Annotated in this window: 23 protein-coding genes and 2 pseudogenes; 12 read left to right on the plus strand and 13 right to left on the minus strand. The window is 70.4% G+C overall.

The genetic code is table 11. The features are described 5' to 3' along the window. The first annotated feature begins 97 nt into the window (after positions 1 to 97). Positions 98 to 1,333, plus strand: coding sequence for a 3-phosphoshikimate 1-carboxyvinyltransferase (gene aroA, locus RV986_RS33635; RefSeq protein WP_475920969.1), 1,236 nt, complete (start codon positions 98 to 100; stop codon positions 1,331 to 1,333). Between the two features lie 47 nt (positions 1,334 to 1,380). Here the strand turns inward: aroA and hemC are convergent, their stop codons facing one another. The 4 genes and pseudogenes from hemC to RV986_RS33655 all read right to left on the minus strand — a co-directional run bounded on the left by hemC (position 1,381) and on the right by RV986_RS33655 (position 4,574). Further along, positions 1,381 to 2,316, minus strand: coding sequence for a hydroxymethylbilane synthase (hemC, locus tag RV986_RS33640; RefSeq protein WP_475920970.1), 936 nt, complete (start codon positions 2,314 to 2,316; stop codon positions 1,381 to 1,383). Between the two features lie 214 nt (positions 2,317 to 2,530). Continuing rightward, positions 2,531 to 2,815, minus strand: a pseudogene (locus tag RV986_RS33645) (MFS transporter); the annotation flags it as partial. A 7-nt stretch (positions 2,816 to 2,822) separates the two neighbouring features. Then, positions 2,823 to 3,623 carry a sugar phosphate isomerase/epimerase family protein gene (locus tag RV986_RS33650; protein WP_475920971.1) on the minus strand — a complete coding sequence of 267 codons (801 nt, stop codon included), beginning with the start codon at positions 3,621 to 3,623 and terminating at the stop codon, positions 2,823 to 2,825. An 18-nt stretch (positions 3,624 to 3,641) separates the two neighbouring features. After that, complete coding sequence (locus RV986_RS33655) at positions 3,642 to 4,574, minus strand: bifunctional helix-turn-helix transcriptional regulator/GNAT family N-acetyltransferase (RefSeq protein WP_475920972.1); 933 nt, start codon at positions 4,572 to 4,574, stop codon at positions 3,642 to 3,644. A 293-nt stretch (positions 4,575 to 4,867) separates the two neighbouring features. On the opposite strand from RV986_RS33655, the gene RV986_RS33660 reads away from it, so the two are divergent. Beyond that, a complete protein-coding gene (locus tag RV986_RS33660) occupies positions 4,868 to 6,295 on the plus strand; it encodes an alkaline phosphatase family protein (protein WP_475920973.1) in 1,428 nt (475 codons plus the stop codon). Between the two features lie 612 nt (positions 6,296 to 6,907). Here RV986_RS33660 and RV986_RS33665 read toward each other — a convergent pair. Further along, the gene (locus tag RV986_RS33665; RefSeq protein WP_475920974.1) at positions 6,908 to 7,957 is read right to left on the minus strand and encodes a LacI family DNA-binding transcriptional regulator; all 1,050 of its coding nucleotides are present in this window, start codon (positions 7,955 to 7,957) and stop codon (positions 6,908 to 6,910) included. A gap of 331 nt (positions 7,958 to 8,288) precedes the next feature. Here RV986_RS33665 and RV986_RS33670 point away from each other — a divergent pair, with 331 nt between their 5' ends. The 7 genes from RV986_RS33670 (at position 8,289) to RV986_RS33700 (ending at position 14,388) form a co-directional block, all read left to right on the plus strand. Further along, complete coding sequence (locus RV986_RS33670; protein WP_475920975.1) at positions 8,289 to 9,440, plus strand: Gfo/Idh/MocA family protein; 1,152 nt, start codon at positions 8,289 to 8,291, stop codon at positions 9,438 to 9,440. Next, a complete protein-coding gene (locus RV986_RS33675; protein ID WP_475920976.1) occupies positions 9,437 to 10,591 on the plus strand; it encodes a dihydrodipicolinate synthase family protein in 1,155 nt (384 codons plus the stop codon). The genes RV986_RS33670 and RV986_RS33675 overlap by 4 nt, the downstream gene beginning before the upstream one ends. Beyond that, entirely contained in the window at positions 10,588 to 11,418 is an 831-nt protein-coding gene (locus RV986_RS33680) for a sugar phosphate isomerase/epimerase family protein (protein WP_475920977.1), read from the plus strand. The genes RV986_RS33675 and RV986_RS33680 overlap by 4 nt, the downstream gene beginning before the upstream one ends. 95 nt (positions 11,419 to 11,513) lie before the next feature. Beyond that, on the plus strand, positions 11,514 to 11,795 hold the full coding sequence (locus RV986_RS33685) for an Arc family DNA-binding protein (RefSeq protein WP_475920978.1): 282 nt from the start codon (positions 11,514 to 11,516) through the stop codon (positions 11,793 to 11,795). Continuing rightward, positions 11,792 to 12,184 carry a PIN domain-containing protein gene (locus tag RV986_RS33690; protein ID WP_475920979.1) on the plus strand — a complete coding sequence of 131 codons (393 nt, stop codon included), beginning with the start codon at positions 11,792 to 11,794 and terminating at the stop codon, positions 12,182 to 12,184. Before RV986_RS33685 ends, RV986_RS33690 begins: the two co-directional genes overlap by 4 nt. A gap of 66 nt (positions 12,185 to 12,250) precedes the next feature. Then, the gene (locus tag RV986_RS33695; RefSeq protein ID WP_475920980.1) at positions 12,251 to 13,639 is read left to right on the plus strand and encodes an AAA family ATPase; all 1,389 of its coding nucleotides are present in this window, start codon (positions 12,251 to 12,253) and stop codon (positions 13,637 to 13,639) included. Next, positions 13,636 to 14,388, plus strand: coding sequence for an HNH endonuclease family protein (locus tag RV986_RS33700; RefSeq protein ID WP_475920981.1), 753 nt, complete (start codon positions 13,636 to 13,638; stop codon positions 14,386 to 14,388). Before RV986_RS33695 ends, RV986_RS33700 begins: the two co-directional genes overlap by 4 nt. Here RV986_RS33700 and RV986_RS33705 read toward each other — a convergent pair whose 3' ends face one another. Beyond that, on the minus strand, positions 14,389 to 14,619 hold the full coding sequence (locus tag RV986_RS33705) for a DUF397 domain-containing protein (protein ID WP_475920982.1): 231 nt from the start codon (positions 14,617 to 14,619) through the stop codon (positions 14,389 to 14,391). Then, positions 14,606 to 15,430: a helix-turn-helix domain-containing protein gene (locus RV986_RS33710; protein WP_475920983.1), complete on the minus strand. Its 825-nt coding sequence runs from the start codon at positions 15,428 to 15,430 to the stop codon at positions 14,606 to 14,608. The genes RV986_RS33705 and RV986_RS33710 overlap by 14 nt, the downstream gene beginning before the upstream one ends. A 186-nt stretch (positions 15,431 to 15,616) precedes the next feature. On the opposite strand from RV986_RS33710, the gene RV986_RS33715 reads away from it, so the two are divergent. The 3 genes and pseudogenes from RV986_RS33715 to RV986_RS33725 all read left to right on the plus strand — a co-directional run bounded on the left by RV986_RS33715 (position 15,617) and on the right by RV986_RS33725 (position 17,781). Next, positions 15,617 to 15,850 (plus strand): hypothetical protein, encoded by a 234-nt coding sequence (locus RV986_RS33715; RefSeq protein WP_475920984.1) that lies wholly within the window; start codon positions 15,617 to 15,619, stop codon positions 15,848 to 15,850. Beyond that, positions 15,847 to 16,164 carry a hypothetical protein gene (locus RV986_RS33720; protein ID WP_475920985.1) on the plus strand — a complete coding sequence of 106 codons (318 nt, stop codon included), beginning with the start codon at positions 15,847 to 15,849 and terminating at the stop codon, positions 16,162 to 16,164. Before RV986_RS33715 ends, RV986_RS33720 begins: the two co-directional genes overlap by 4 nt. A 264-nt stretch (positions 16,165 to 16,428) precedes the next feature. After that, positions 16,429 to 17,781, plus strand: a pseudogene (locus RV986_RS33725) (RNA-guided endonuclease InsQ/TnpB family protein). Positions 17,782 to 17,951: 170 nt separating this feature from the next. Here RV986_RS33725 and RV986_RS33730 read toward each other — a convergent pair. The 6 genes from RV986_RS33730 to RV986_RS33755 all read right to left on the minus strand — a co-directional run bounded on the left by RV986_RS33730 (position 17,952) and on the right by RV986_RS33755 (position 24,694). Next, positions 17,952 to 18,455 (minus strand): hypothetical protein, encoded by a 504-nt coding sequence (locus RV986_RS33730; protein WP_475920986.1) that lies wholly within the window; start codon positions 18,453 to 18,455, stop codon positions 17,952 to 17,954. Positions 18,456 to 18,748: 293 nt separating this feature from the next. Then, positions 18,749 to 19,138 (minus strand): D-ribose pyranase, encoded by a 390-nt coding sequence (gene rbsD, locus RV986_RS33735; RefSeq protein ID WP_475920987.1) that lies wholly within the window; start codon positions 19,136 to 19,138, stop codon positions 18,749 to 18,751. Further along, positions 19,135 to 20,034 (minus strand): ribokinase, encoded by a 900-nt coding sequence (locus RV986_RS33740; protein WP_475920988.1) that lies wholly within the window; start codon positions 20,032 to 20,034, stop codon positions 19,135 to 19,137. The genes rbsD and RV986_RS33740 overlap by 4 nt, the downstream gene beginning before the upstream one ends. 151 nt (positions 20,035 to 20,185) lie before the next feature. Further along, complete coding sequence (locus RV986_RS33745; RefSeq protein WP_475920989.1) at positions 20,186 to 22,138, minus strand: ABC transporter permease/substrate-binding protein; 1,953 nt, start codon at positions 22,136 to 22,138, stop codon at positions 20,186 to 20,188. Continuing rightward, positions 22,128 to 23,663 (minus strand): sugar ABC transporter ATP-binding protein, encoded by a 1,536-nt coding sequence (locus RV986_RS33750; protein WP_475920990.1) that lies wholly within the window; start codon positions 23,661 to 23,663, stop codon positions 22,128 to 22,130. The genes RV986_RS33745 and RV986_RS33750 overlap by 11 nt, the downstream gene beginning before the upstream one ends. After that, positions 23,660 to 24,694 carry a LacI family DNA-binding transcriptional regulator gene (locus RV986_RS33755; protein WP_475920991.1) on the minus strand — a complete coding sequence of 345 codons (1,035 nt, stop codon included), beginning with the start codon at positions 24,692 to 24,694 and terminating at the stop codon, positions 23,660 to 23,662. Before RV986_RS33755 ends, RV986_RS33750 begins: the two co-directional genes overlap by 4 nt. Positions 24,695 to 24,861: the final 167 nt, after the last annotated feature.

Consider the following 24,861-nt stretch of genomic DNA (forward strand, 5'->3'; position numbering starts at 1 on the left):
CGGGCGCGGGCACAGGGGCTTGGGCCGACGCTCTCGATCGGCGTCCAATCTGCGGACGTTACGACGAAACCGGTGACGTTGGGCCGATCATGCTCCCATGGCCGTCGTCGACATCCCCGGTTCCAAGTCCATCACCGCGCGTGCGCTCTTCCTGGCCGCGGCCGCCGACGGGGTCACCACCCTCGTACGGCCGCTCCGGTCGGACGACACGGAGGGCTTCGCGGAGGGCCTGACCCGGCTCGGTTACCGGGTCGGCCGTACCCCGCACGCCTGGCAGGTCGACGGCCGCCCACAGGGCCCGGCGGCCACCGACGCCGACGTGTACTGCCGGGACGGCGCGACCACCGCCCGCTTCCTGCCCACCCTCGCCGCCGCCGGACACGGCACCTACCGCTTCGACGCCTCCGCGCAGATGCGCCGCCGCCCACTGCTCCCGCTCACCCGCGCCCTGCGCGACCTCGGCGTCGACCTGCGGCACGACGAGGCGGAGGGCCACCACCCGCTGCGGATCGCGGCGGCCGGGGTGGAGGGCGGTGACGTGACGCTCGACGCGGGCCAGTCCTCCCAGTACCTGACGGCCCTCCTGCTGCTGGGCCCGCTGACCCGCAAGGGCCTGCGGATCACCGTCACGGACCTGGTCTCGGCGCCGTACGTGGAGATCACACTCGCGATGATGCGGACGTTCGGAGCGTCCGTACGCCGGGAGGGCGAGGTGTTCGTGGTCGCACCCGGCGGCTACCGCGCCACCACCTACGCCATCGAGCCCGACGCCTCCACCGCCGGCTACTTCTTCGCCGCGGCCGCCGTGACGGGCCGTGAGATCACGGTGCCGGGCCTGGGCACGGGCGCGCTCCAGGGCGACCTGGGCTTCGTCGACGTCCTGCGGCGGATGGGGGCGCGGGTGGTCGTCGGCGACGACCGTACGACGGTCACGGGCACGGGCACGCTGAACGGCGTCACGGTCAACATGCGGGACATCTCCGACACCATGCCGACGCTGGCCGCGATCGCGCCCTTCGCCTCGGGCCCGGTCCGCATCGAGGACGTCGCCAACACCCGGGTGAAGGAGTGCGACCGCCTGGACGCCTGCGCGGAGAACCTCCGGCGGCTGGGGGTACGGGTGGAGACCGGGCCGGACTGGATCGAGATCCACCCCGGTACGGATCCCGCCGCCGGCACGGAGATCACGTCGTACGGCGACCACCGCGTCGTCATGTCCTTCGCGGTGACCGGGCTCCGGGTGCCGGGAATCTCGTTCGACGACCCCGGGTGCGTACGGAAGACGTTTCCGGGTTTCCACGAGAAGTTCGCGGAACTTCACCCGCGGCGGTGAGGAGCCGATCCACCCCGACCGCGTGGTGTGGGACCGCGTGGCCCGGGTCAGTGGGCGATGTCGTCGATCAGTTCGCGGGCGCCCTGGCGCAGCAGGGCGACGGCGACGGAGGTGCCGAGCGTCGCGGCGTCGAGGCGGCCCGCCCACTCGTGGGCGTTCAGCACCGTCTTGCCGTCCGGGGTGAACACACAGGCGCGCAGGGAGAGCTCGCCACCGCGGTCGACCCTCGCGTAGCCCGCGATCGGTGAGTTGCAGTGCCCCTGGAGGACATGGAGGAACATGCGCTCCGCCGTGGCCTCCCGATGGGTGTTCGGGTCGCCGAGGTCGCTGACGGTCTCGATCACGTCGGTGTCGCCCTCGCGGCACTGGAGCGCCAGGATGCCCGCGCCGATCGGCGGCATCATCGTCTCGGGCGACAGGACTTCGCTGATCACGTCCGTCCGGCCGATGCGTTCGAGCCCGGACACCGCCAGCAGCAGCGCGTCCGCCTCACCCGCCGCCAGCTTCTCCAGCCGGCGGTTGGCGTTGCCCCGGAACGGTACGCACTCCAGGTGCGGATGGGAGGCCGCCAGCTGGGCGACCCGCCGTACCGACGAGGTGCCGATCCGGGTGCCCTGCGGCAGCTCGTCGAGCGTGAGCCCGCCGGGGTGCACGAGGGCGTCCCGGATGTCGTCCCGCGCCAGGAACGCGGCGAACGTCGTCCCCGCCGGGAGCGGCCGGTCGGCCGGGATGTCCTTCACACAGTGCACCGCGAGGTCCGCCTCGCCGGCCAGCAGCGCCGCGTCGACCTCCTTGGTGAACGCGCCCTTGCCCTCGACCTTGGCCAGGTCGCCCATCCACTTGTCCCCGGTCGTCCTCACGGGCACGACCTCGGTACGGATGTGTGGATGGAGCGCACCCAACTCGGCGCGCACGCGCTCCACTTGGGCCAGGGCCATGGGCGAGTCGCGGGAGACGATACGGATCAGTTCCGGGGCCGACATGCCGACCACGATAGCGTGCGCAAGCCGGCCCAAGACGCGGGAGAGACGGTGACAGGGGGAAGTCTGGGGCATTTCCGCCAGTGCGGGCGCTCGCCGGTGTCCGAGGGGCTCGGGGCTCGCGAATTCAGCAGGACGTACGGGCCCGCGAGGACGTACGGGCTCGCGCGCTCGGAGGCCGACGGGCTCTGCGGGGCCGACGGGCTGGACGACACGCTCAGAGGGCGACAGGCTCACCGGTCGGCTCGGACTCCGAGCCCCGCAGCTCCGGCGTACTCGCCGCCACCGCCAGGACCGCCAGTACGCACAGCAGACCACCGCTGACCAGGGAGGTCACCCCGGAGGTCCAGCCGGCGACGAGGCCGCCGCGCAGGCTGCCGAGGTTGGGCCCGGCCTGGCCGGCGATCTGCTCCGCCGCGGTCACCCGGCCCAGCAGCGCGTCCGGCGTACGGGTCTGGACGATCGTGCCGCGCGAGATCGTCCAGCCCGCGGGCCCGGCCCCGCGGTCCCTACGCCGAGTCGTTCAGCAGCCGCCCGAGGTGCTCCCGGCCCGGCCCCAGCAGTTCCGGAAGCGGTGCTGCCCCCTCGTACCACCGCTTCTCGTACTCCCAGCACAGCCAGCCGTCCCAGCCCTCCCGGGAGAGCAGTTCCACACAGTCGGCGAGGGGCAGGACGCCCGCGCCGAGCGGGAGCGGGGTGGTGTCCTCGGCGGAGGCGATGTCCTTGACCTGGAGGTAGCCGAGGTAGGTGCACAGGGCGGCGTACGTCGCCGCGGGCTCCTCCCCGCCGAGCCAGGTGTGCATGACGTCCCACAGCGAGCCCACGTGGTGGTGGCCGACCAGGCCCAGCACCCTGATCGCGTCCGCGCCGGTGCGATGCGAGTCATGGGTCTCCAGCAGGATCCGTACGCCCAGGTCGGCGGCGTGCTCCGCCGCCGTGCCGAGCCGCCGTGCCGCCGTCGCGTCCGCCTCCTCGACGCTCTGCTCCGGGCTCGCGCCCGGAAACACCCGTACGAACGGGGCGCCCAGGTCACGCGCGAGTTCGAGGAGTCCGTCGATCTCGGCGATGACGGTGTCGTCGTCGCCCGGCGCCGCCACCCGCACGTATCCCGCCACGCCCAGGATCTCGACGCCGCCCGCCTTGAACTCGGCGACCACCTCGGCCCGTTCGGCCGCCCCGATGCCGGGGTGCACCGGCTCCTCGGGGTGCGCGCGCAGCTCCACGCCGTGGTAGCCGTGCGTGGCGGCGAGTCGTACGACATCGGGGATCGGGAGCCCGGGCACGCCGAGCGTGGAGAAGGCAAGCTTCATGCTCCAGGACCCTACCCGTCACTCTCCGGTGCCGTGCAGGTCCAGCCGCCAGTCCTGACCGAGCAGGTCCGCCCCGAAGGAGCGGTGCGGCTTCTCGGCGACGAGGACGAAACCGTGGCGCTGGTAGATGCGGCGGGCGGCGGTCAGTACGTCGTTGGTCCACAGGACGAGGTCGCGGTAGCCGCCGTCCCGCGCGAACTCGACGACGGCCTCGACCAGCCGGTCGCCGATGCGCAGCCCGCGGGCGTCCGGCTCGACGAGCAGGAGGCGCAGTCGGGCCGTTCCGGGCGCGTCGTCCCGTACGCACATCACGCACCCGACCGGCCGGCCGTCGAGCTCGGCGATCCACACCCGCTCCAGGTGCGGGTCGTGGTCCTCGGCGAAGTCCGCGACGATCCGGGCGACCAGGCCCTCGTAGTCGGTGTTCCAGCCGTACTCGGCGGTGTACAGCGCGGCGTTGCGCTGCACGATCCAGCCGAGGTCGCCGGGGCCGGGTGCGCGCAGGACGACGTCCTCGCGGCGGGGGCGGCGGCCGTGGGAGAGGAGCGTGCGCACCGTGTGCAGGGCTTCGGCGAGCCGCGGCCGGTCGTCGGCGGGGACGGTGGCCAGCAGCGCCCCCATCGATTCCCGCGACCGCTCGTCCAGCAGGGCCGCCGTCTCCCGGCCGCGCGCCGTGAGCGTGATCCGGCGGCGTCGCGGGTCCCGCTCCGAGGGCGCCCGTTCGATCAGTCCGTCCTGCTCGAACTTGTTCAGGATCCGGCTCAAGTACCCGGAGTCCAGGGACAGTTCGGTGCGGAGGTCGGCGGCGTCGGTGTGCGGGGAGTGGGCCAGCTCGTACAGCACCCGGGACTCGGTGAGGGTGTACGGGGCGTAGAGGTGGCGGCCGTAGTCGAGGGCGCCGATGACGTTCGTGTAGAAGCGGTTGAAGGAGCGGATGTCCTGGACGGTCATGATCACTCAACCCCGGATGATCGGTTCTGCCCGTTCGGTGCGTTCTGGATAGTTGACTCAGTCAGAGGTCTGGGTCGAGCGTACGGCGTCGGCCAAGAGCGGGCAATGGCCGGGCAACTCCCAGGCAACCCCGGTCATGGCTTGGCCAACCCCTTTCCGCACGTTGTCCACATGTTCACCGCGCGCCTCTGACAGCCCTCGTTCACCCCTAGGAGAGTGAAGCGGCGGGTCCGCCTCCGCGCGGGCCGCAGATCGACTCCGGAGAGCTGGCGAAGTCTCAAGAAGGGGCAGCAATGGCCGAGTTGACACGTCGTAGACTCCTGGGTTCGGCCGCGGGCGCGCTGGGCGGCGCCGCGGCACTCTCCCTCCTCCCGCCGAGCGTCCAGAAGGCCGTCGCGGCCGGGCCGCCGGAGCACGGTTCGCTCCGCGACATCGAACACGTCGTCATGCTGATGCAGGAGAACCGGTCGTTCGACCACTACTTCGGCACGCTGTCGGGCGTCCGCGGCTTCGCCGACCCGCACGCGCTGAAGCTCGACAACGGCCGGTCGGTCTTCTACCAGCCCGACGCCGTGAACCCGAAGGGGTATCTGCTCCCCTTCCACCTCGACACCCACACGTCCAGCGCGCAGGCCATACCGTCCACCAGCCACGCGTGGGCGGTGCAGCACCAGGCGTGGAACGCCGGCCGGATGGACCAGTGGCTGCCGGCGCACCGCAAGGCGGACGGGGTCAACGGTCCGTACGTCATGGGCTACTACACGCGCGAGGACATCCCGTTCCAGTTCGCGCTGGCGGAGACCTTCACCATCTGCGACAACTACTTCTGCTCGGTGTTCGGGCCGACCTGGCCCAACCGGCTGTACTGGATGACCGGCACGATCGACCCGGGTGGCACCCAGGGTGGTCCCGTCCTCGTCAACCGGGCGCCGACGCCGTACCGGTGGACGACGTACGCGGAGCGGCTGCAGGCGGCCGGGGTCAGCTGGAAGGTGTACCAGCAGGACGACGACTACGGCTGCAACATGCTGGAGCAGTTCGCGAGCTTCCGCGCGGCCGCGCCGGGGTCCGACCTGTACGAGCGTGGTGTGCGGCCGCAGCCGGAGGGCACGTTCGAGGACGACGCGCGGGCCGACCGGCTGCCGACCGTCTCGTGGATCATGCCGACGAGTTACCAGTCCGAGCACCCGGACTACCTGCCCGCGGCGGGTGCGGATTTCGTGGCCTCGAAGATCGAGGCCATCGCGTCGAACCCGAAGGTGTGGCGGAAGACCGCGTTCATCCTGAACTACGACGAGAACGACGGCCTGTTCGACCATGTGCCGCCGCCGACGCCTCCGGCGGGTACGCCGGACGAATTCGTCCAGGGGCTGCCGATCGGTGGCGGCTTCCGCGTCCCGGCCATCATCGTCTCTCCCTGGACGGTGGGGGGCTGGGTGGCCTCGGAGGCGTTCGACCACACCTCGGCGCTGCAGTTCCTGGAGCGCTTCACGGGGGTGGAGGAGCCCAACGTCAGCGACTGGCGGCGGTCGACGTTCGGCGACTTCACGTCGGCGTTCCGCTTCTCGCACGCGCGTCCGCGTCCGCCGCGGCTGCCGGACGACACGGCGGAGCAGTTGGAGAAGGCGAAGGAGGAGGTGGCGACCCTGCCGAAGCCGACACTGCCGGGTGCCGACCAGTCGTTCCCCCGCCAGGAGAAGGGACACCGTCCGCACGTGTGACCGTGTGCGGTTCGGTGTGTGGGTGGGTCGGGGCCGTGCCGGTGCGTCGAGCCCGTCGCCGCCGAATCAGACGTGAGGTGGTAGAGCGAGCCGCTGCCAAATCCGAACGTACGCGACGGGCTTGCGACACACCGCCACGGCCCCTTCCGTGAGTCACTCGACTGCGGCCCGGCAGGGCACGGCCCGGCCCGGCCCACACGCATTCACTCGCCTCCCCGCCGGCCAGCCATCCTTCACCTCGTCCGGTGCGTGGTGCGTGGTGTCTGGGGGCGAGGCTGGGGGCGGCATCCCACTCAGGCGCGTTCGCCTGCCTACCTCCGGGTCGGCGTCCTTCACTCCGGCCGGTGCCTGGGAACCAGGCCGGGGCCGCACCCCACCCACCCGTTCACCCGCCCACCCCCGGCCCGGCACCCTTCACCCCGGCCGGCGTCTGAGGACAAGGCCGAAGGCCACACCCCCACCCACCCCCCGCTCACCCACCCACCCCCGGCCCGCGCCACTCAGCCCGTCCGGCGTTTGAGGACGAGGCCGTTCAGGCCGAACGGGGGTCTGGGGGCGAAGCCCCCAGGTGAGGATGGGACGGGTAGGGGCGGCGGGGGCGAAAACCGCTGGTCAGGACCGCGGCACCCCCGTGGACCCCCGCACCATCAACTCCCCCCGCACCGTGGCGATCCCACCCGGCGGAGGCTCCTCCCGGCCCATGGCGATCCGCCCGGCCCGGGCCCCCGCCTCCGACAGCGGCAACCGCACCGTCGTGAGCGCGGGGACGGCGTCGATGCTGAAGGGAAGGTCGTCGAAGCCGGCGACGGACACATCGTCGGGGATACGCAGCCCCGCATCGCGCAACGCGGCACACGCACCGAGCGCAACGGTGTCGTTCGCGGCGACCACAGCCGTCAAGGACGGCTCCCGGCGCAGGAGTTCGATGGTCGCCTCGTATCCGGCGCGACGGTCGTAGCGTCCGTGCACCGTGCGCTGCGGATCGTCCTCGATGCCGTGCGCGGCGAGCGCGGCCCGGTGCCCCTCCAGGCGGTGCCGGGTCGTCGTCCGCTCCTCCGGGCCCGCGATGTAGCCGAGTCGGCGGTGGCCGAGCCCGATCAGATGCTCGGTGAGCTGCCGGCCGCCGCCCCGGTTGTCGAAGGTGAGCGCGATCGCCTCGGGGGCGTCGGGCGCGGGCGGGCGCCCGCACAGCACCACCTGCGTTCCCGCGTTCCCGAGCTTGCGCAGCTTCGCCGCGACGGCCGCCGCGTGCGGCGCGTCCTCGACGGCGCCGCCCGTCAGTACGACCGCGGCGGCCCGCTGGCGCTGAAGGAGCGTGAGGTAGGTCAGCTCACGCTCCGGGGAGCCGCCGGTGTTGCACACGACCCCGAGCCGCTCCCCGCCCGCGCGCCCTCCGGGGCCCCCGATCTCCGACTGGATCGCGGCCGCCATGATCCCGAAGAAGGGGTCGGCGATGTCGTTGACCAGGATGCCGACCAGATCGGAAGTGGCGGCGGCGAGCGAACTCGCGGGCCCGTTCAGTACGTAGTCCAGGTCGTCCACCGCGCGCAGCACCCGCTCGCGCGTGGACGCCGCGACGGGATAGTTCCCGTTCAGCACCCGGGACACGGTCGCGGGCGAGACCTGCGCGCGCGCCGCCACGTCCGCCAGGGTCACGGTCATCTCGTCGTCCTCCGGTCACGCTTCTCGTTTGTCGTCGTCGTCAAACACGCGGCTCCTGGAACCGTCGAGCGCGCGGCCCCGCGATCCGCCGAGCCGACGGAACACCGCCGTGGTACGCCCTTCACGTGCAGGTACATCCGATCGTGCGCACGCCCCCACGTCCAGCCGTCCGGACAATCGAACATCTCGTCCCCCACATGGTCTTGTCCAATTGGCTGGACAGAGGCTACTTTCTCCTTGGATAGAAAGCGCTTGCTGTCACGCTCGCCAGTTCATCAGTGGACCAGTAGGGGGCGTACGCGGCGCGGAACCCGCGTACGAAGGGAATCACGTGACACGCAAGACGGTGCGAATCGCCATGAACGGCGTGACGGGACGCATGGGCTACCGCCAGCACCTCGTCCGCTCGATTCTCGCCCTGCGCGACCAGGGCGGCCTCGACCTCGGCGACGGCACGGTGCTGTGGCCCGAACCGGTCCTCGTCGGCCGTCGCGAGCACGCCCTGAAGGCGCTCGCCGAGCAGCACGGCCTGGAGCACTGGTCGACGGACGTGGACGAGGTCCTCGCCGACCCGACCGTGGACCTCTACTTCGACGCCCAGGTCACCTCCGCCCGTGAGGAGGCCATCAAGAAGGCCATCGCCGCGGGCAAGCACATCTACACCGAGAAACCCACCGCCACCGGCCTCGACGGCGCCCTGCAGCTGGCCCGCCTCGCCCACGAGAAGGGCATCAAGCACGGGGTGGTGCAGGACAAGCTCTTCCTCCCCGGGCTGCTCAAGCTCAAGCGGCTCATCGACGGGGGCTTCTTCGGGCGGATCCTGTCCATCCGCGGCGAGTTCGGCTACTGGGTCTTCGAGGGCGACTGGCAGAGCGCCCAGCGGCCCTCCTGGAACTATCGCGCGGAGGACGGCGGCGGCATCGTCGTCGACATGTTCCCGCACTGGGAGTACGTGCTGCACGAGCTGTTCGGCCGGGTCACCTCCGTCCAGGCGCTCACCGCCACCCACATCCCGCAGCGCTGGGACGAGCAGGACAAGCCCTACGACGCCACGGCCGACGACGCCGCGTACGGCGTCTTCGAGCTGGAGGGCGGCGCCATCGCCCAGATCAACTCCTCCTGGGCGGTCCGCGTCAACCGCGACGAGCTGGTCGAGTTCCAGGTCGACGGGACGGAGGGGTCGGCCGTCGCCGGGCTGCGCAACTGCCGCGTCCAGCACCGGTCCGCCACCCCCAAGCCGGTCTGGAACCCCGACATCCCGGCCACCTACTCCTTCCGCGACCAGTGGCAGGAGATCCCCGACAACGCCGAGTTCGACAACGGCTTCAAGGCGCAGTGGGAGCTGTTCCTGCGGCACGTGTACGCCGACGCCCCCTACCACTGGGATCTCCTCGCCGGTGCCCGCGGCGTCCAGCTCGCCGAACTGGGGCTGAAGTCCTCGGCCGAGGGCCGCCGTCTCGACGTACCGGAGATCTCGCTGTGACCCTTCACCTTCCGTCCGGTGGTGGGCGGTTGAGGGCCTACGAGCCGCGTGCCACCCCGCTCGCCCTCACCACCGGCGCGCCCTTCACCTCCCGTACGGTCTTCTCGGCCGCGCACGTCGTGGCCGACCCGTACGCCGATGTGTCCCCCGACTCGCCCGCCGCCGTCGACTGGGACGCCACCCTCGCCTTCCGCCGCCATCTGTGGTCCCACGGGCTCGGGGTCGCCGAGGCGATGGACACCGCGCAGCGCGGGATGGGCCTGGACTGGGCGGGCGCGGCCGAACTCATCCGCCGGTCCGCGGCGGAGGCGAAGGCGGTCGGGGGCCGTATCGCGTGCGGTGTCGGCACCGATCAGCTCACCGGTCCGGCATCCCTGGAAGAGGTGCGGACGGCGTACGAGGAGCAGCTCGCCCTCGTCGAGGAGTCGGGGGCGCAGGCCATCCTCATGGCCTCCCGGGCGCTGGCGGCGACCGCGAAGGGCCCCGAGGACTATCTGGAGGTCTACGGCCATCTGCTCCGCCAGGCGGCCGAGCCCGTGATCCTGCACTGGCTCGGCCCCATGTTCGACCCCGCCCTTGAGGGCTACTGGGGCTCGGGCGACCTGGACGCGGCCACGGACGTGTTCCTGGAGGTCATCGCGGCCCACCCGGACAAGGTCGACGGCATCAAGGTCTCCCTCCTCGACGCCCGGCGCGAGGTCGACCTGCGCCGCCGGCTGCCGCAGGGCGTGCGCTGCTACACGGGCGACGACTTCAACTACCCCGAGCTGATCGCGGGCGACGAGCAGGGCTTCAGCCATGCCCTGCTCGGCATCTTCGACCCGCTGGGTCCGCTCGCGGCGGAGGCGGTACGGATCCTCGACACGGGCGACGTGAAGGGCTTTCGCGAACTCCTCGACCCCACCGTCGAACTCTCCCGCCACCTCTTCCAGCCCCCGACCCGGTTCTACAAGACGGGCGTCGTCCTGCTGGCGTGGCTGGCCGGGCACCAGGAACACTTCACCATGGTCGGCGGGCTGCAGTCGGCCCGCTCGCTGCCGCACTTCGCGCGGGCGTACGAGCTGGCGGACACCCTGGGCCTGTTCCCGAACCCGGAGCTCGCCGAGACCCGGATGAAGACCCTGCTGGCCCTGTACGGAGTGACCCCATGAGCAGCCTCGCCCGCTTCTCCATCAACCAGATGACGGTCAAGCAGCTGTCGATGCCCGAACTGGTCGAGTCCTGTCTGGAGCTGGGCGTTCCGGGCGTCGGACTCTGGCGTGAACCCGTCCGGTCGTACGGCCTCGACGCCACCGCAAAACTCGTCCGCGACGCGGGCCTGGCCGTCACCACCCTCTGCCGCGGCGGCTTCTTCACGGCGATCGACCCGCGGGAGCGGGCCCGTGCCCTGGACGACAACCGCGCGGCCGTCGACGAGGCCGCGACCCTCGGTACCGACACCCTGGTCCTGGTCTCCGGGGGGCTGCCGGCCGGCTCGAAGGACCTGCACGGCGCGCGGGAGCGGATCGCCGACGCGCTGGGGGAGCTGGGCCCCTATGCCGCCGAGCGGGGCGTACGCCTGGCCATCGAGCCCCTCCACCCGATGTACGCCGCCGACCGCTGTGTCGTCTCCACCCTCGCCCAGGCCCTGGACCTCGCGGAACGCTTCCCCGCGGACCAGGTGGGCGTCACCGTCGACACGTACCACATCTGGTGGGACGACACGGCTCCCGCGCAGATCGCCCGCGCGGGCGCCGGCGGCCGTATCCACACCTTCCAGCTCGCCGACTGGACGACTCCGCTGCCCGAAGGCGTGCTCAACGGCCGCGGTCAGATCGGTGACGGTTCGATCGACATGCGGGAGTGGCGGGGGTACGTCGAGGCGGCGGGCTACTCCGGGCCGATCGAGGTCGAGCTGTTCAACGACGGGTTGTGGGCGCGGGACGGGCGCGAGGTGCTGGCGGAGACGGCGGCACGGTTCGCGGAGCACGCGATGTAGCGCGCTGTGGTGGCCGGAGCGAGGCGGACTGTCCTCTCCCTCGTGGCTCTCCCTGCGGAGAGGACAGTCCCGTATACGCCACGTATACTGGCCGCGTGTCCGACGTCATGATCCGTGTGCCCGCCGAAGTCCGTGACCAGCTCGCCGCCGTGGCCGAAGCGCGAGGGACCAGCCTTCGTGCTCTCATGCAGGACATAGCCGCTCAGACGCTCACTCCCGAGCAGATCAAGGAACGGGCCGACCGCACCCGCACTCTGCTCGCCGAGCGCTTCGGGCACTACGTGTCGGACGAGGAGTCCACCGAGATGCGGCGCAAGATGCGGGAGGCCGCCGCCGCTCACCGGGCCGGGCCGGCCGAGGTGGAGTCGTCCCGTTGAGTCAGACCGAGCACTACGTTCTCGACGCTCCCACCCTCTTGGCGTGGGGAGGCGACAAGCAGGTCTCCGGCCTCATCCACGCCGCGGCCGCCAGTGACGACATGCGTCTGTGGGTACCTGTCCTGTGTCTTCTGGAGGCAGAGCGCCAACGTGCCGGGATCGTCGACCACGTGGGTGTCCTGGTGGACGTACTGCATCTCGTCGACGACGACTACGCTATGGCGGTGACCATTGCCGAACTGGGCCGCGTGGGCGTCGACTTCGGCGTCTCGGCCGCTGTGCACGCCGCGAGACCGAACCAGCTGCTTCCCACGGGCGGGCTGATCGCCACCGTGGCACCGGAACCCTACGGAGGGCTTGGGGTCGGGATCGTGGATCTGACTCGCTGACGGTTCGCCCGCGGCAGCGGGGTGGACCACCGTCGTTCCACCGCCTCGACCGTAGGATCAACCCTCATGTACGTCAGCCGGATCTCGGTACAGGACATCAAGTCCTTTCACGGCCCCCGTCGGGTCGATCTGACCCTGACCCGCCCCGACGGGAGTCATGCGGGCTGGACGGTCCTGGCGGGCCGCAACGGGTCCGGAAAGACGACACTGCTGCGAGCCATGGCCCTCGCGCTCAGCGGGCCCGCGGTGGCCCGCAGTCTGGTGCCGGGGTTCGAGAACTGGGTGACACAGGGAGCCAAGGTGGGGCGGCTCGAAATCGAGATCGTCCGGGACGCGAGGTACGACCGGTTCTCCCAGGGGAAGCCGCCGCGAGGCTCGTTCAAAGCGGGTCTCGTATGGGGCGCGCACCGCAGAGGCGCACAGCCCACCCTGGACGAGCTCGTATACACCAAGGCGCACATCAGTATCGCCCGCCGTGGCCCCTGGGCGGACAATCCGGCGGGCTGGTTCTGTGCGGCGTACGGGCCGTTCCGGCGGATGGCCGGGGGCTCCGGCGAGGTACAGCGGCTGATGCTGGCGTCCGGGCCGGTGGCCCGGCAGGCCAGCCTCTTCCACGAGGACGCCTCGCTGGCCGAGGGCGTCGCCTGGCTGATCGAGCAGCATCTGCGCGCACTCGAAGGCAGGCAGGGGGCCCGTGGGCTGAAGGCTTTCGCCCTGGCGCTCCTGAGGGACGGACTGCTGCCGGACGGATACCGGATCATCGACGTCGACTCCGAAGGCCTGTGGGTCGAGCGCGACGGCAGCCGTTTCCCCCTGCGCGAGATGAGCGACGGATTCCGTACGGTGGCAGCCCTGGTCGTCGACATCCTCAAGCAGATACACGACACGTTCGGTTACGACCTCTGGGAATCCGACCTCTGGGTGGCCAGGGGCGAGTCGCTGGCTCTCCTGACACCCGGCATCGTCATCATCGACGAGATCGACGCCCACCTCCACGTCTCCTGGCAGCGACGCATAGGCCCCTGGCTGACCGCACACTTCCCTCGTGTCCAGTTCATCGTCACCACGCACAGCCCGTACATCTGTCAGGCCGCCGATCCCGGTGGACTCATTCGCCTGCCGGGGGTGAACGAGGAGCATCCCCCCGAAGTCGTCGACCAGGACCTGTACGAGCGGGTGGTGTACGGCAGCGGCGACGACGCCGTTCTCTCCGACCTGTTCGGTCTCGACACCCCGTACTCCGAGCGGGCCGAGCAGGTCCGGTCCGAGTTCGTGGAGTTGGAGGCGCGGATCTACGACGGGAACACGTCTCCCGAGTCACTCGCCCGCTACAAAGAACTGAAGAGCCTGCTCACCAGTTCGCCGACGGCTCGCCTCGACGAGATGACCGCTCATCTGCAACGGCTCGCGGAAGAGATCGCGGAGGGCGGGATCGCGGAGGGCGAGGAGGAGTGATCCGGCTTCGGCGGGTCGCCCTGCCGCCGGACACGGTGGAGCGACTGGGGGAGTACACCGAGGACATCCGGCAGCAGTCCACGGAAGGGGACCGCAGGACCAGGGCCAAGAACCTCTGGGCCGGCAGCACCACCCGCCGGCGCGTCCGCCCGGCGCTCGTCGCGGCCCTGGCGGAGATGGCTCCCGGCCATGAGCGTTGCATGTACTGCGGTGACAGCCAGGGCACCGACGTCGACCACTTCGAGCCCAAGAGCCTCACCCCGCTCCGTACCTTCGACTGGCTCAACCACCTGCTCGCCTGCTCGTTCTGCAACAGCAACCAGAAGCGGAACCTCTTCCCGACCGCCGCCGACGGCAGCCCACTGCTCGTCGACCCGACGGCTGAGGACCCCCTGGACCACCTGCGCCTGGTGCTCCCGCTCGGAACGTACAAGGGTCTGACCGAGCGAGGCCGGTCCTGCGTCGAGGTGTTCGGCCTCAATGCCAGACCGGTCCTGGTCAAGGGGCGCAGGGACGCGTACGCCACGGCCAGGCATTCGATCGAGCTGTGGCGCATAGCCATGGACAACGGGCAGCGCGACAAGGCGGGGGAGATCGTCCGCGTCGCCTGGAACCGGCCCCTCGCCGATGTGCTCGTCGCCATGTTCCACCAGTCCGAGCATCCGGCGGCCGACGCCTTGTTCGCAGGGGAGGAGGATGTCCTCGGCCTTCTCCGCGACCCCGAACTCCGCGCGGGATTCGTGGAGTAGCTATGCCTGGGCGCCGATGTGCCCCTCTTTGACCGCGCCGACGAACGCCGACCAGCCGCCCGCCGAGAAGACCACCGCCGGGCCGGTGACGGCCTTGCTGTCGCGGACGGGCACGCCGACGCAACCACGCGCGACCTCAAGGCAGTCGCCCTGATCGCCGCCGCTGTAGCTGGACTTGTACCACCCGGTGAGGGCGGACGAGTCGGAGACGGCGTGCTCACTGCTGACCATGTGCGTGTTCCTCCGCTACGGCCTTGACGAGGGCCAGTGACTCCTGTCGCGACAATGCGTCGCTCAGCGCTAGAGCGTAGGCGGTCTGGCTGGCTGCCACCAGAGCCGGATCATCCATCAAGTTGCCGGTGAGGAAGCCCTCGACGTAGGCCACCGGGGCGGAGTCCTCGAAGCTCATGAGCGTGAGGTAGCTCTGCTGGAGCGCGTGCGCTCCGACGCCGTACGGCAGCACATGCAGCCGCAGCCGTCCCGCCTCGGCCAAGGCTGCGATCTTGTACAGCTGTTCGACCATGACCTGTGGGCCACCGACGCGGCGCCGCAGCACGGACTCGTCGAGCAACGTCCAGACGACTGGCTTCAACGGCCCGTCGAGAATCCGGGAACGCTTCGTTCGGATGACGACGTCTTCGTCAAGTTCCTCCCCCGTGTGGTTCGGCCGGTACGCGCGGAACAGGGCACGCGCGTAGCTGTCGGTCTGGAACACACCTGGAACCAGCGAGAGCGCGAACTGCTGGATCAGCGTGGCCTGTTGTTCCAACTCGGCTACGGCCGCGAAGTGGTCGGTGTACTTCGAATCCAGGTCCTCCAGCCAGCGGGCGAAGAACCCGTCCGTCCCCAGCGCCCGGTCGATCCGCTGTGCGTCATCTGGCTTCGGGAGGCGCCTGCCCGCCTCGAAGTGGCTGATCAGGGTGGGCGAGCAGATGACCTGGTTGCCCAGTTCCTCCTGGGTGAGGTCGGCCGCTGTCCGCCGCAGCCTCAGTTCCTCTCCGTACTTCTCCCGCTGTGTCCGCGGCGTACGAGGCTTCGCCATGCTGCCAACTCCCCACTTGACCTACGTGTTGTCAACCTTCCGGCACTGGAAGCGTAGCCACATCCGACGTCACTCTGTGATGGATTCACCACAGAACGCAGTCGCCACAGGTGGCAGCGGACCCCCGCGGCCGATGTGGTCGGCCCGGGGGCGTGGTCAACCCGGCCAAGACGAAAGCAGGCTGACGTGCCCGACTTTATCGCCCGGCTCTTCGAGTCGTTGCTGCGATTCCTCTTCCCGACCGGCAAGCGGCGGCGCGGTACACCGGCTCCACGCGCGTATCCGTACTCGTGCCAGTACGTCGGCGGCCCGACCGCCTACCGCAGGGGAGAGCGCCCGTTGCGCGGGGAGGACAGCCCACTGGTACGCCCCTACCTGCTGGCACACGAGCGGGCCCAACGCGTGGGGGCGGCCACGTGAGCGGGGGAGTGTATGAGCGGTCGGCCGGACGTCTGCTGACCTGGACAGGCCCGGAGGGCAACCCGTGCTACGTCGTCGGGGACGGTACCGGGTATGTTTCGCGCCTCGCCGACGACATCGAGAGCATTCAGCTGGGGATGGCCGACGTCCTGCTCGGCCACGCCGCCGGACTCCTCGCGGAGCACAGTGCGACCGCCGGAGAGCTGCGCTACCTGGCGAGTCGGCTCACCGAGTCACTGGCGGACGTGAAACGGGTCGCGGAGAGCAGGGGCGCGCGGCTCGTCCCGGCTTCCGATCCCGGTGATCCGGGCTGACCGCCGCTCCTCTCCGGCGAGCGAAAAAATCTTCAGCGAATTCTTGCGAGGAACCCTGGGCGTTTACGCCCGGGAGGAATCGCATCCCCGTGGCTGCGGCGCGGAGTGCCGCGGTATCACTGTGTCTGTTCGGCCGCGGAGCGGCCGGGTGCCTTCTCCGGCGGAGCCGGGTGGTGCGAACGCATGGCCGGTCGGTTCGCTCAATGTGATGAACGGACCCGAACGTGTGGTGGTGTCTCGTACGGGTGCCTACGATCGGTGATCGTGAAGCTGGTTGTGCAGGTCAGGCTGGAGCCGACACCGAAACAGGCGGCGGCACTTGAGGCGACCCTTCACGCCTGTAACGAGGCCGCCACCTGGGTGAGCGAGATCGCCTTCGAGCATGGGGAGTTCAAGAACTTCGCCCTGCGCAAGCACACCTACGATGAGGTCAAGTCCCGCTGGAACCTGGGTGCGCAGGCCGCGCAGCATTCGATCAAGAAAGTGTGCGATGCGTACACCACGCTGAAGGCGAACCTGAAGGCCGGGAACCTCGGCAGGCCCGGCTCACGCCGCTACCGCAAGGCCGCTGAGAAGTCGATCGCCTTCCGCCCCCGGGGCGCGCAGCCCTACGACGATCGCATGCTGTCCTGGCAGATCCCGGACCGGACGGTGTCCATCTGGACCACCAGCGGCCGGGTCAAGAAGGTGGCCTTCACCGCCTCGGTGGAGCAGCTGGCCACGCTGGCCCTGTACCGCAAGGGCGAGTCGGACCTGCTGGAGCGGGACGGCATGTGGTTCCTCAACGCCACCTGTGAGGTCCCTGAAGAGCCGCTCAACACCGATCCGGTGGACTTTCTCGGCATCGACCTGGGGATCGTGAACATCGCCACCACCAGTGACGGCGAGATCATGGCCGGACGCGAGCTGAACCGTACCCGCCTGCGCGAGCGCGGCCTGCGTACCAAGCTGCAGAGGAAGAACACTCCGTCCGCCAGGCGGCGTCTGAAGAAGCGGCGGCGCAAGGAGGCGCGGCGGGCGAGGGATATCAACCACAAGATCGCCAAGCATGTGGTGGCCGAGGCTGGGGGTACCTCCCACGCCCTTTAGGCAGTGGGGGAGCACCGGTCGCGGGAGCGCCCTGGAAGATCTGACAGGGATCCGCGAGCGGGTACGGCTTCGCAAGCCTGGGGGTACCTCCCACGCCCTTGAGGCAGTGGGGGAGGGCCACCCACTCCTCCTGGTCGTTCGCCCAGCTGGGGAGCTTCGTCGGATACAAGGCCCGCCGGGCGGGGGTTCCGGTGGTGTACGTCGATCCGGCGTACACCTCCCGCACCTGCGCCGAGTGCGGCCACGTAGACAAGGCGAACCGGGTCTCCCAGGCCTGGTTCGCGTGCCGGAACTGCGGCGTCGTTGATCACGCGGACCGATGGGGGCACCTCCCGCTCGAGCGAAGCCGAGAGTGGGGGAGGCTCCCGCAACATCCGCGCCCGCGCGTGGGAGTTGTGGCGACGCGGGGCCCAGTCAACGGCCCCCGCCCCACCCCGGAAACCCGGGAGCAGGGCTGGACGCAAACGCAGCATCACCGCCAGTGATGCCCGTTGTGCAAGCCCGGCGCTTTTAGCGCCGGGTAGTTGACAACACCGTGCAACCCTTCCCCCGCCCGGTGGGTCGTACTTGGCATCAGGACTTCTGGAGGGGGATCCGGGGGGATCGCGGGGGTTCTGATGTCGGAGGGGATAGCCGAGGGACCCGGTCGACGGACCGGGTCCCTCGAAGCATGTCCGGCGCCGAGTCCCTCGGCCGGTTCAGCCGAGAGTGAGGGACCGCAGAGTGACATTGACAGTGCTTCGGGTGCCTATGTCCCGGTAGTAGACGGTTTCACCCGTGTTCAGGAATTCGAAACTTCCGATGGGGCTGAGGGTGGCGGTGTGACTGGAGCCGTTGTAGTCGTAGGTGATGGTCGTCGGTGAGCTCAGCTCGATGCCGATGTGGACGTCTTCCGTGTGGGGGATGTCGACGTCGATCGTGCCGGTGCCCGTGAAGCACGTAGGCCCGTCCGCGGCGAAGACCATGACGTAGTCCAGGAAAGCCCGGGTCGAGAGCGGCCCCGTGTAGCAGGAGACCTGGGCGGCGGTGGAGGCCGCGGAGGCGGTGTCGGCGGTGGCGGTTCCGGTGGTGCGGGCGGTGTTCGGGCGGCTGGAGGTATCGGCGGCCGCGGTGCCGGGGAGGGCGGTCAGGAGTACCGCCGAGGCGGTCGCGGCCAGTACGGTGACCGCTTTTGCCGTGACAGCCCTTGCCGTTGAGCGCATGTGTGTTCTCCTCCTGGCGGGGTGGCTTTCTCGCCGACGGCTGCCGGGTGCGGGCGGTGGGCGAGGAAGGAATGGTCGGCTGCCTGACGTCTGCCGGTGCCGGCCATGGTGGACCTGCGCAGCATGCCCATGCCATACCGGGCGGGGATGTCTAGTGACCTTCCTGCACCCCGCAACGGCCGGTTTCCGTGTTCCCCGGCTGCCGCCGGACCTGCTGGCCGGGCGCCGGTGGACCGGCCGCCCGGCGCCCGGAACGACACACCCGGAGCAACGCGTCACACGGGAATCCCGCGCTAGAAGAACACCCCGCACCGCAGCAGCACATTCGCGTACGGCCGCGCCTCTCCCGTGCGGACGATCAGCCGCGCGCCCGCCGACAGCGACTTCAGTTCCTCGTGCGGCACCAGCTCCAGCGCGGGAAAGCGGGCGGCCAGCAGCGCGGCGGCCTCCGGGTTCGCCCCGCGGACCTCGCGCGCGGCCGTGGCGCCCTCGACCACCAGTTCCGCCAGCAGCCCGTCGAGCACCTCGGCGAAGGACGGCACCCCGGCCCGGAACGCCAGGTCCACGACGCGTGGGCCCACCGGTATCGGCATCCCCGCATCGCACACCAGGACCCCGTGCCCATGGCCCAGTTCGGCCAGCGCGCCCGCGAGGTGGCGGTTCAGGATTCCGGCCTTCTTCACAGGGACGCGACCTCCTCGGCGGTCGGGAAGGACTCCTGCGCGCCGGGGCGTGTGACAGCCACGGCCCCGACCCGGGCGGCGTACGCGGCGGCCTCGGCCGGCGGCTCGCCGAGCCCCAGTCGCCACGCCAGCGCCGCGGTGAAGGCGTCCCCCGCGCCCGTCGTGTCCACGGCCTCCACCTTCACGGACGGGACGTGGGCGCTGCCGGACGCGGTGGCGACCAGCGCGCCGCCCGCGCCCAGCGTGATGACCACCGAACGCGGGCCGAGAGCGAGCAGCGCCGTCGCCCAGTCCTCGGGGGAGTCCCCGAGCTCCGTACCGGCGATCACCCCCGCCTCGTGCTCGTTCACGATCAGCGGGTCGCAGGCCGCGAGCACCTCGGCGGGCAGCGCGCGCGGCGGCGACGGGTTCAGTACGAAACGGCTGCCGGGAGCGAGCGCGCGTACGACCTCCACGACCGTCTCCAACGGGATCTCCAACTGCGCCGAGACCACCCGGGAGGACCGCAGGAGGTCTCCGGCGGATCGAACGTCCGCCGGCGTGAGGCGGCCGTTGGCACCCGGTGAGACCACGATGCTGTTGTCCCCGGACGGGTCCACCGTGATCAGCGCGACCCCGGTCGGCGCCCCGCCGACGAGCACGCCCGCGGTGTCGACCCCGGCCGCCCGCTGCGAGTCGAGCAGCAGCCGCCCGTGCGCGTCGTCGCCGACCCGGGCCAACAGGGCCGTACGGGCCCCGAGACGGGCGGCGGCGACCGCCTGGTTGGCGCCCTTGCCGCCCGGGTGGACGACGAGGTCGGAGCCGAGCACCGTCTCGCCGGGCGCGGGCCGCCGCTCGACCCCGATCACCAGGTCGGCGTTGGCCGAACCCACGACCAGCAGGTCGTAGTCGTACATGAACAGTCTCCCTATACAGGTGAGTCATACAGGTGAGTCGAAATACAGGTGAGTCGTACTGAGTCGTACAGCTGAGCCGAAGCAACGGCGCGAGCCGCCCGGTGACGCGCGGAGGTCGTCCGCGTCGCGCTGCCCGGGCGGCCCGCTCAGGTCATCCGCCGAAACCGGCCACATTCTCCTTGGTGACCACCTTCACCGGCACCATCACCGTCTTCTCGACCTTCTTGCCCTCGGCGGCCTTCAGCGCGTTCTCCACCGCGATCCGGCCGAGCTCCTTCGGCTGCTGGGCCACGGACGCGTACATCGTGCCGTCCTTGACCGCCTTCAGGCCATCGGGTTCGCCGTCGAAGCCGATCACCGAGACCGACGTGCCGGCCTTGGAGCCGAGCGCCTTGACCGCGCCGAGCGCCATCTCGTCGTTCTCGGCGAAGACGCCCTGGATGTCGGGGTGCGCCTGGAGCAGGTTCGTCATCACGTCGAGCCCCTTGGTGCGGTCGAAGTCCGCGGGCTGCCGGGCGACGACCTCGATGCCCGGGTAGGCCTTGAGACCCTCGGCGAAGCCCGCGCCGCGCTCACGGCTCGCGGAGGTGCCCGCCAGCCCCTGCAGGATCACGATCTTGCCCTTGCCGCCCAGCTTCTCGGCCATCGCCTTGGCGCCCAGCTTGCCGCCCGCGATGTTGTCGGAGGCGACCAGCGCGGCCGTGTCGGCCTTGTTCACGCCCCGGTCGACGCCGACGACGGGGATGCCGGCCTTGTTCGCGGAGCGGACCGCCGGGCCCGCCGCGTCCGAGTCCACCGGGTTGACGATGATCGAACCGAGCCCCGAACTGGTGAAGTTCTGCAGCTGGTTGGCCTGCTGCGAGGCGTCGTTCTGGGCGTCCGTGACCGTCAGGTCCACGCCGAGCTTCTTCGCCTCCTGCTGGGCGCCCGACTTGATCTGCACGAAGAACGGGTTGTTCAGGGTGGACAGGGACAGGCCGACCTTCTTCGACGCCGAGGAGGAGGAGTCGTTGTGCAGGAAGGACATCGCACCGACGACCGCCGCCGCGACCACGGCCGCGAGGATGTACGTCGCCGCCTGCTTGCCCTTGCCGCCCGGCGAACCGGCCCCGGCGGCCACCGGGGTGGCCCCGGCCTTGCGCCGCACCGTGTCCAGCAGTACCGCCAGCGCGATCACGACACCGATGACGACCTGCTGCCAGAAGGCGGAGACGGACAGGAGGTTGAGACCGTTGCGGAGCACCGCGAGGATCAGCGCGCCGATCAGCGTGCCGGACGCCTTGCCGGTACCGCCCGCGAGGGAGGCGCCGCCGATGACGACCGCGGCGATCGCGTCCAGCTCGTAGCCCTGCGCGGCCTGCGGCTGCGCGGAGGACAGTCGGGAGGCGAGCACGATGCCCGCGGCGGCCGCGAAGAGACCCGACAGGGCGTAGATCGCGAGCTTCTGCTTCTTCACCCGCAGCCCGGAGAGGCGAGCCGCCTCCTCGTTGCCGCCGATCGCGTACATGGAGCGGCCGATGTACGTACGGCCCAGGATCACGGCGGTGATCAGGCCCATGACGACCATCACCAGGACCGGGACCGGCAGCCAGCCGCCGAGTGTGTCACCGAGGTGCGAGACCGAGTCGGGGAAGGCGATCGGTGAGCCCTGCGAGATCACCAGCGACAGACCGCGGCCCACCGACAGCATGGCGAGCGTCGCGATGAACGGCGGCAGCTTCCCGTAGGAGATCAGTACGCCGTTGACCAGACCGCACGCGATACCGGTGGCGATCGCGAGGATCACCGCGATCCAGACCGGGACGCCCTCCGACGTCGCCATCCAGGCGAGGACGGTGGCGGACAGCGCGGCGACGGAGCCGACCGACAGGTCGATGCCCGCCGAGACGATCACGAAGGTCACACCGAAGGCGAGGATGGCGGTCACGGCCGCCTGGACGCCGATGTTGAGCAGGTTGTCCGTCGTCAGGAAGTCGCCGGACAGCGCCGACATCGCGATGACGAGAGCGATGAGCGCGGTGAGCGCCCCGTTGTCGAGCAGGAGGCGGCGGACCGCCGAGGCGCCACTCGCGCCCGTAGTGCTCTTGAGCGTGTCAGTGGCCACGGGAGCCCTCCACAGCGGTAACAGAGTTGATGGTGGTCGGTGTGCTGACGGCGAGGGCCATCACGGAGTCCTGGGTGGCCTCGCCGGCGGAGAGTTCGCCCGCGATCCGGCCCTGGGCCATCACCAGCACCCGGTCGCTCATGCCGAGCACCTCGGGAAGATCGCTGGAGATCATCAGGACGGCGGCTCCGGCGGCCGTCAGTTCGTTGACGAGCTGGTAGATCTCGACCTTGGCGCCGACGTCGATCCCACGGGTCGGCTCGTCGAGGATCAGCACCTTGGTGTCGGCGAGCAGCCACTTGCCGATGACGACCTTCTGCTGGTTGCCACCGGAGAGCGTGCGCACATGCTGGCCGAGCCCGGCCATCCGTACGCCGAGCTGCTCGGCGATCCGCGCGGCGGCCTCCCGCTGCCCCTTGAGGTCGACGAGCCCGCCATGGGTCGCGGCCCGCATGGTGACCAGGCCGAGGTTCTCCTCGACCGAGGCGTCGAGGAGGAGTCCCTGGCCCTTGCGGTCCTCGGGGACGAGCCCGATGCCGGCCGCCATCGCCGCGGTCACGTCATGGCGGCGCAGCTCGGAACCGGAGACCTTCACGGCCCCCTTGTCGTACGGGTCGGCGCCGAAGACGGCCCGGACGACCTCCGTACGCCCGGCTCCCACGAGCCCCGCGATACCGACGACCTCACCGGCCCGCACCTCGAAACTCACGTCGTGGAAGACCCCGTCACGGGTCAGCCCCTCGACGGTCAGCAGGGCGGCCCCGGCATCGGTCCGTTCACGCGGATACTGCTGCTCGATCGACCGCCCCACCATGAGCCGTACGAGCTCGTCCTCGGCGGCGGAGGCCGGGACCTGTCCGACGCTCCTGCCGTCGCGGATGACCGTGACACGGTCCCCCAGGGCGGCGATTTCCTCCAGGTGGTGCGTGATGAAGACGACGCCCACACCGTCCTCGCGCAGCCGGCGCACGATGGAGAAGAGTTTTTCCACCTCTTCGGAGGTGAGCACCGCGGTCGGTTCGTCCATGATCAACACACGGGCGTCCAGACTCAGCGCCTTCGCGATCTCGACCATCTGTAGGCGTGCGATACCGAGTTCACGCACCCGCGCGCGCGGGGACACGCTGACTCCGACCCGCTCCAGCAGTTCGGCGGCCTGGGCCTCCATCGTCCGGCGGTCGATCAACCCGTAGCGGCGCGGCTGCCGCCCCAGGAAGATGTTCTCGGCGACCGTCAGATCGGGAACGAGGTTGAACTCCTGGTAGATGGTCGCGATCCCGAGGCGCTCGGAGTCCTGCGCCCCATGGACGCGCACCTCCGCGCCGTCGACGAGGATCCGCCCGGAGTCGGGCTGATAGGCGCCGGAGAGCATCTTGATCAGCGTGCTCTTGCCGGCCCCGTTCTCGCCGAGCAGCACATGCACCTCGCCGCGGCGCAGATCGAAGTCGACACTGTCGAGCGCGACCACGCCGGGGAAGGTCTTGCGTATGCCCTCGATGCGCAGCAACTCGTCCTGGTTGCTCACGGCTTACTCCTGTTCGTCACGGGGGAGTGCGGGGTGGGGGCCGGCTCGCCGCACGAGCGGCGGACGACGAGACGGGCGGAGAGGGCGACGGACTGCGGGGGCCGCCCCTCGATGCGGTCGACCAGGGCGCGTACGGCGGCTCTGCCCAGTTCGCCCGTCGGCTGGGCGATCGCCGTGATCGGCGGATCGGTGTGCACGAACCACGGGATGTCGTCGAACGCCGCGAGCGCGATGTCCTCGGGAACCCGCAGTCCGCGCGCGCGGACCGCGTCCAGCGCGCCGAGCGCCATCAGGTTGTCGGCGGCGAAGACGACCTCGGGCGGCTCGGGCAGGTCGAGGAAGCCCTCGGTGACCCGCCGCCCGCTCTCGGCCTGGAAGTCGCCCTGGCCTATGTAGGAGTCCGGGAGGGGAATCCCGTACTCGGCCATGGCTTCCCGGAAGGCCTCGACGCGTTCGCTGCCGGTGGTGGTCGCCGCGGGTCCCGCGATGATGGCGAGCCTGCGGTGCCCCAGCCGGTGCAGATGCGCGACGAGATCCCGTACGGCCGCGCACCCGTCGGCCCGTACGACGGGCACGTCCACGCCCGGGATCCAGCGGTCCACGAAGACCATCGGCGTCCCCCCGCGCGCGGCGTCCAGCATTCCGGGGGAGCCGCCGTCGGTGGGGGAGACCAGTAGACCGTCGATACGGCGGTCCAGCAGGGTCCGTACATGGTGGTCCTGCAGATCGGGCCGCTCGTCGGCGTTGCCGATGATCACGCTGTAGCCGAGGGCGCGGGCCTCCTCCTCGACGGAGCGGGCCAGCTCGGTGAAGTACGGGTTGAGTACGTCGCTGATGACCAGGCCGAGGGTGCGGGTCTGGTCGGTGCGCAGAGAGCGGGCGACGGCATTCGGGCGGTAGCCCAGCTTCTGTACGGCGGCCAGCACGCGGGTGCGTGCGTCTTCGCTGACCGACGGGTGATCGTTCAGGACGCGCGAGACCGTGGCGACGGATACGCCTGCCTCGGCGGCAACGTCCTTGATGCTCGCCATCGCCGCTCCACCTCCTCGTGGAATCGATTACACGAGGGATTGGAATCGATTACACGGAAGTTGACAAGTGCCTGAGGCCGGATCGTGATGTTCTCCACAGCGTCCGCATGCCGGCGGGGGGCGTCGGAGATGCCGGAGATGTGGTCCGCGGGTCCGCGCGCTGTCAG

The organism is Streptomyces sp. RLA012, from assembly GCF_056270325.1.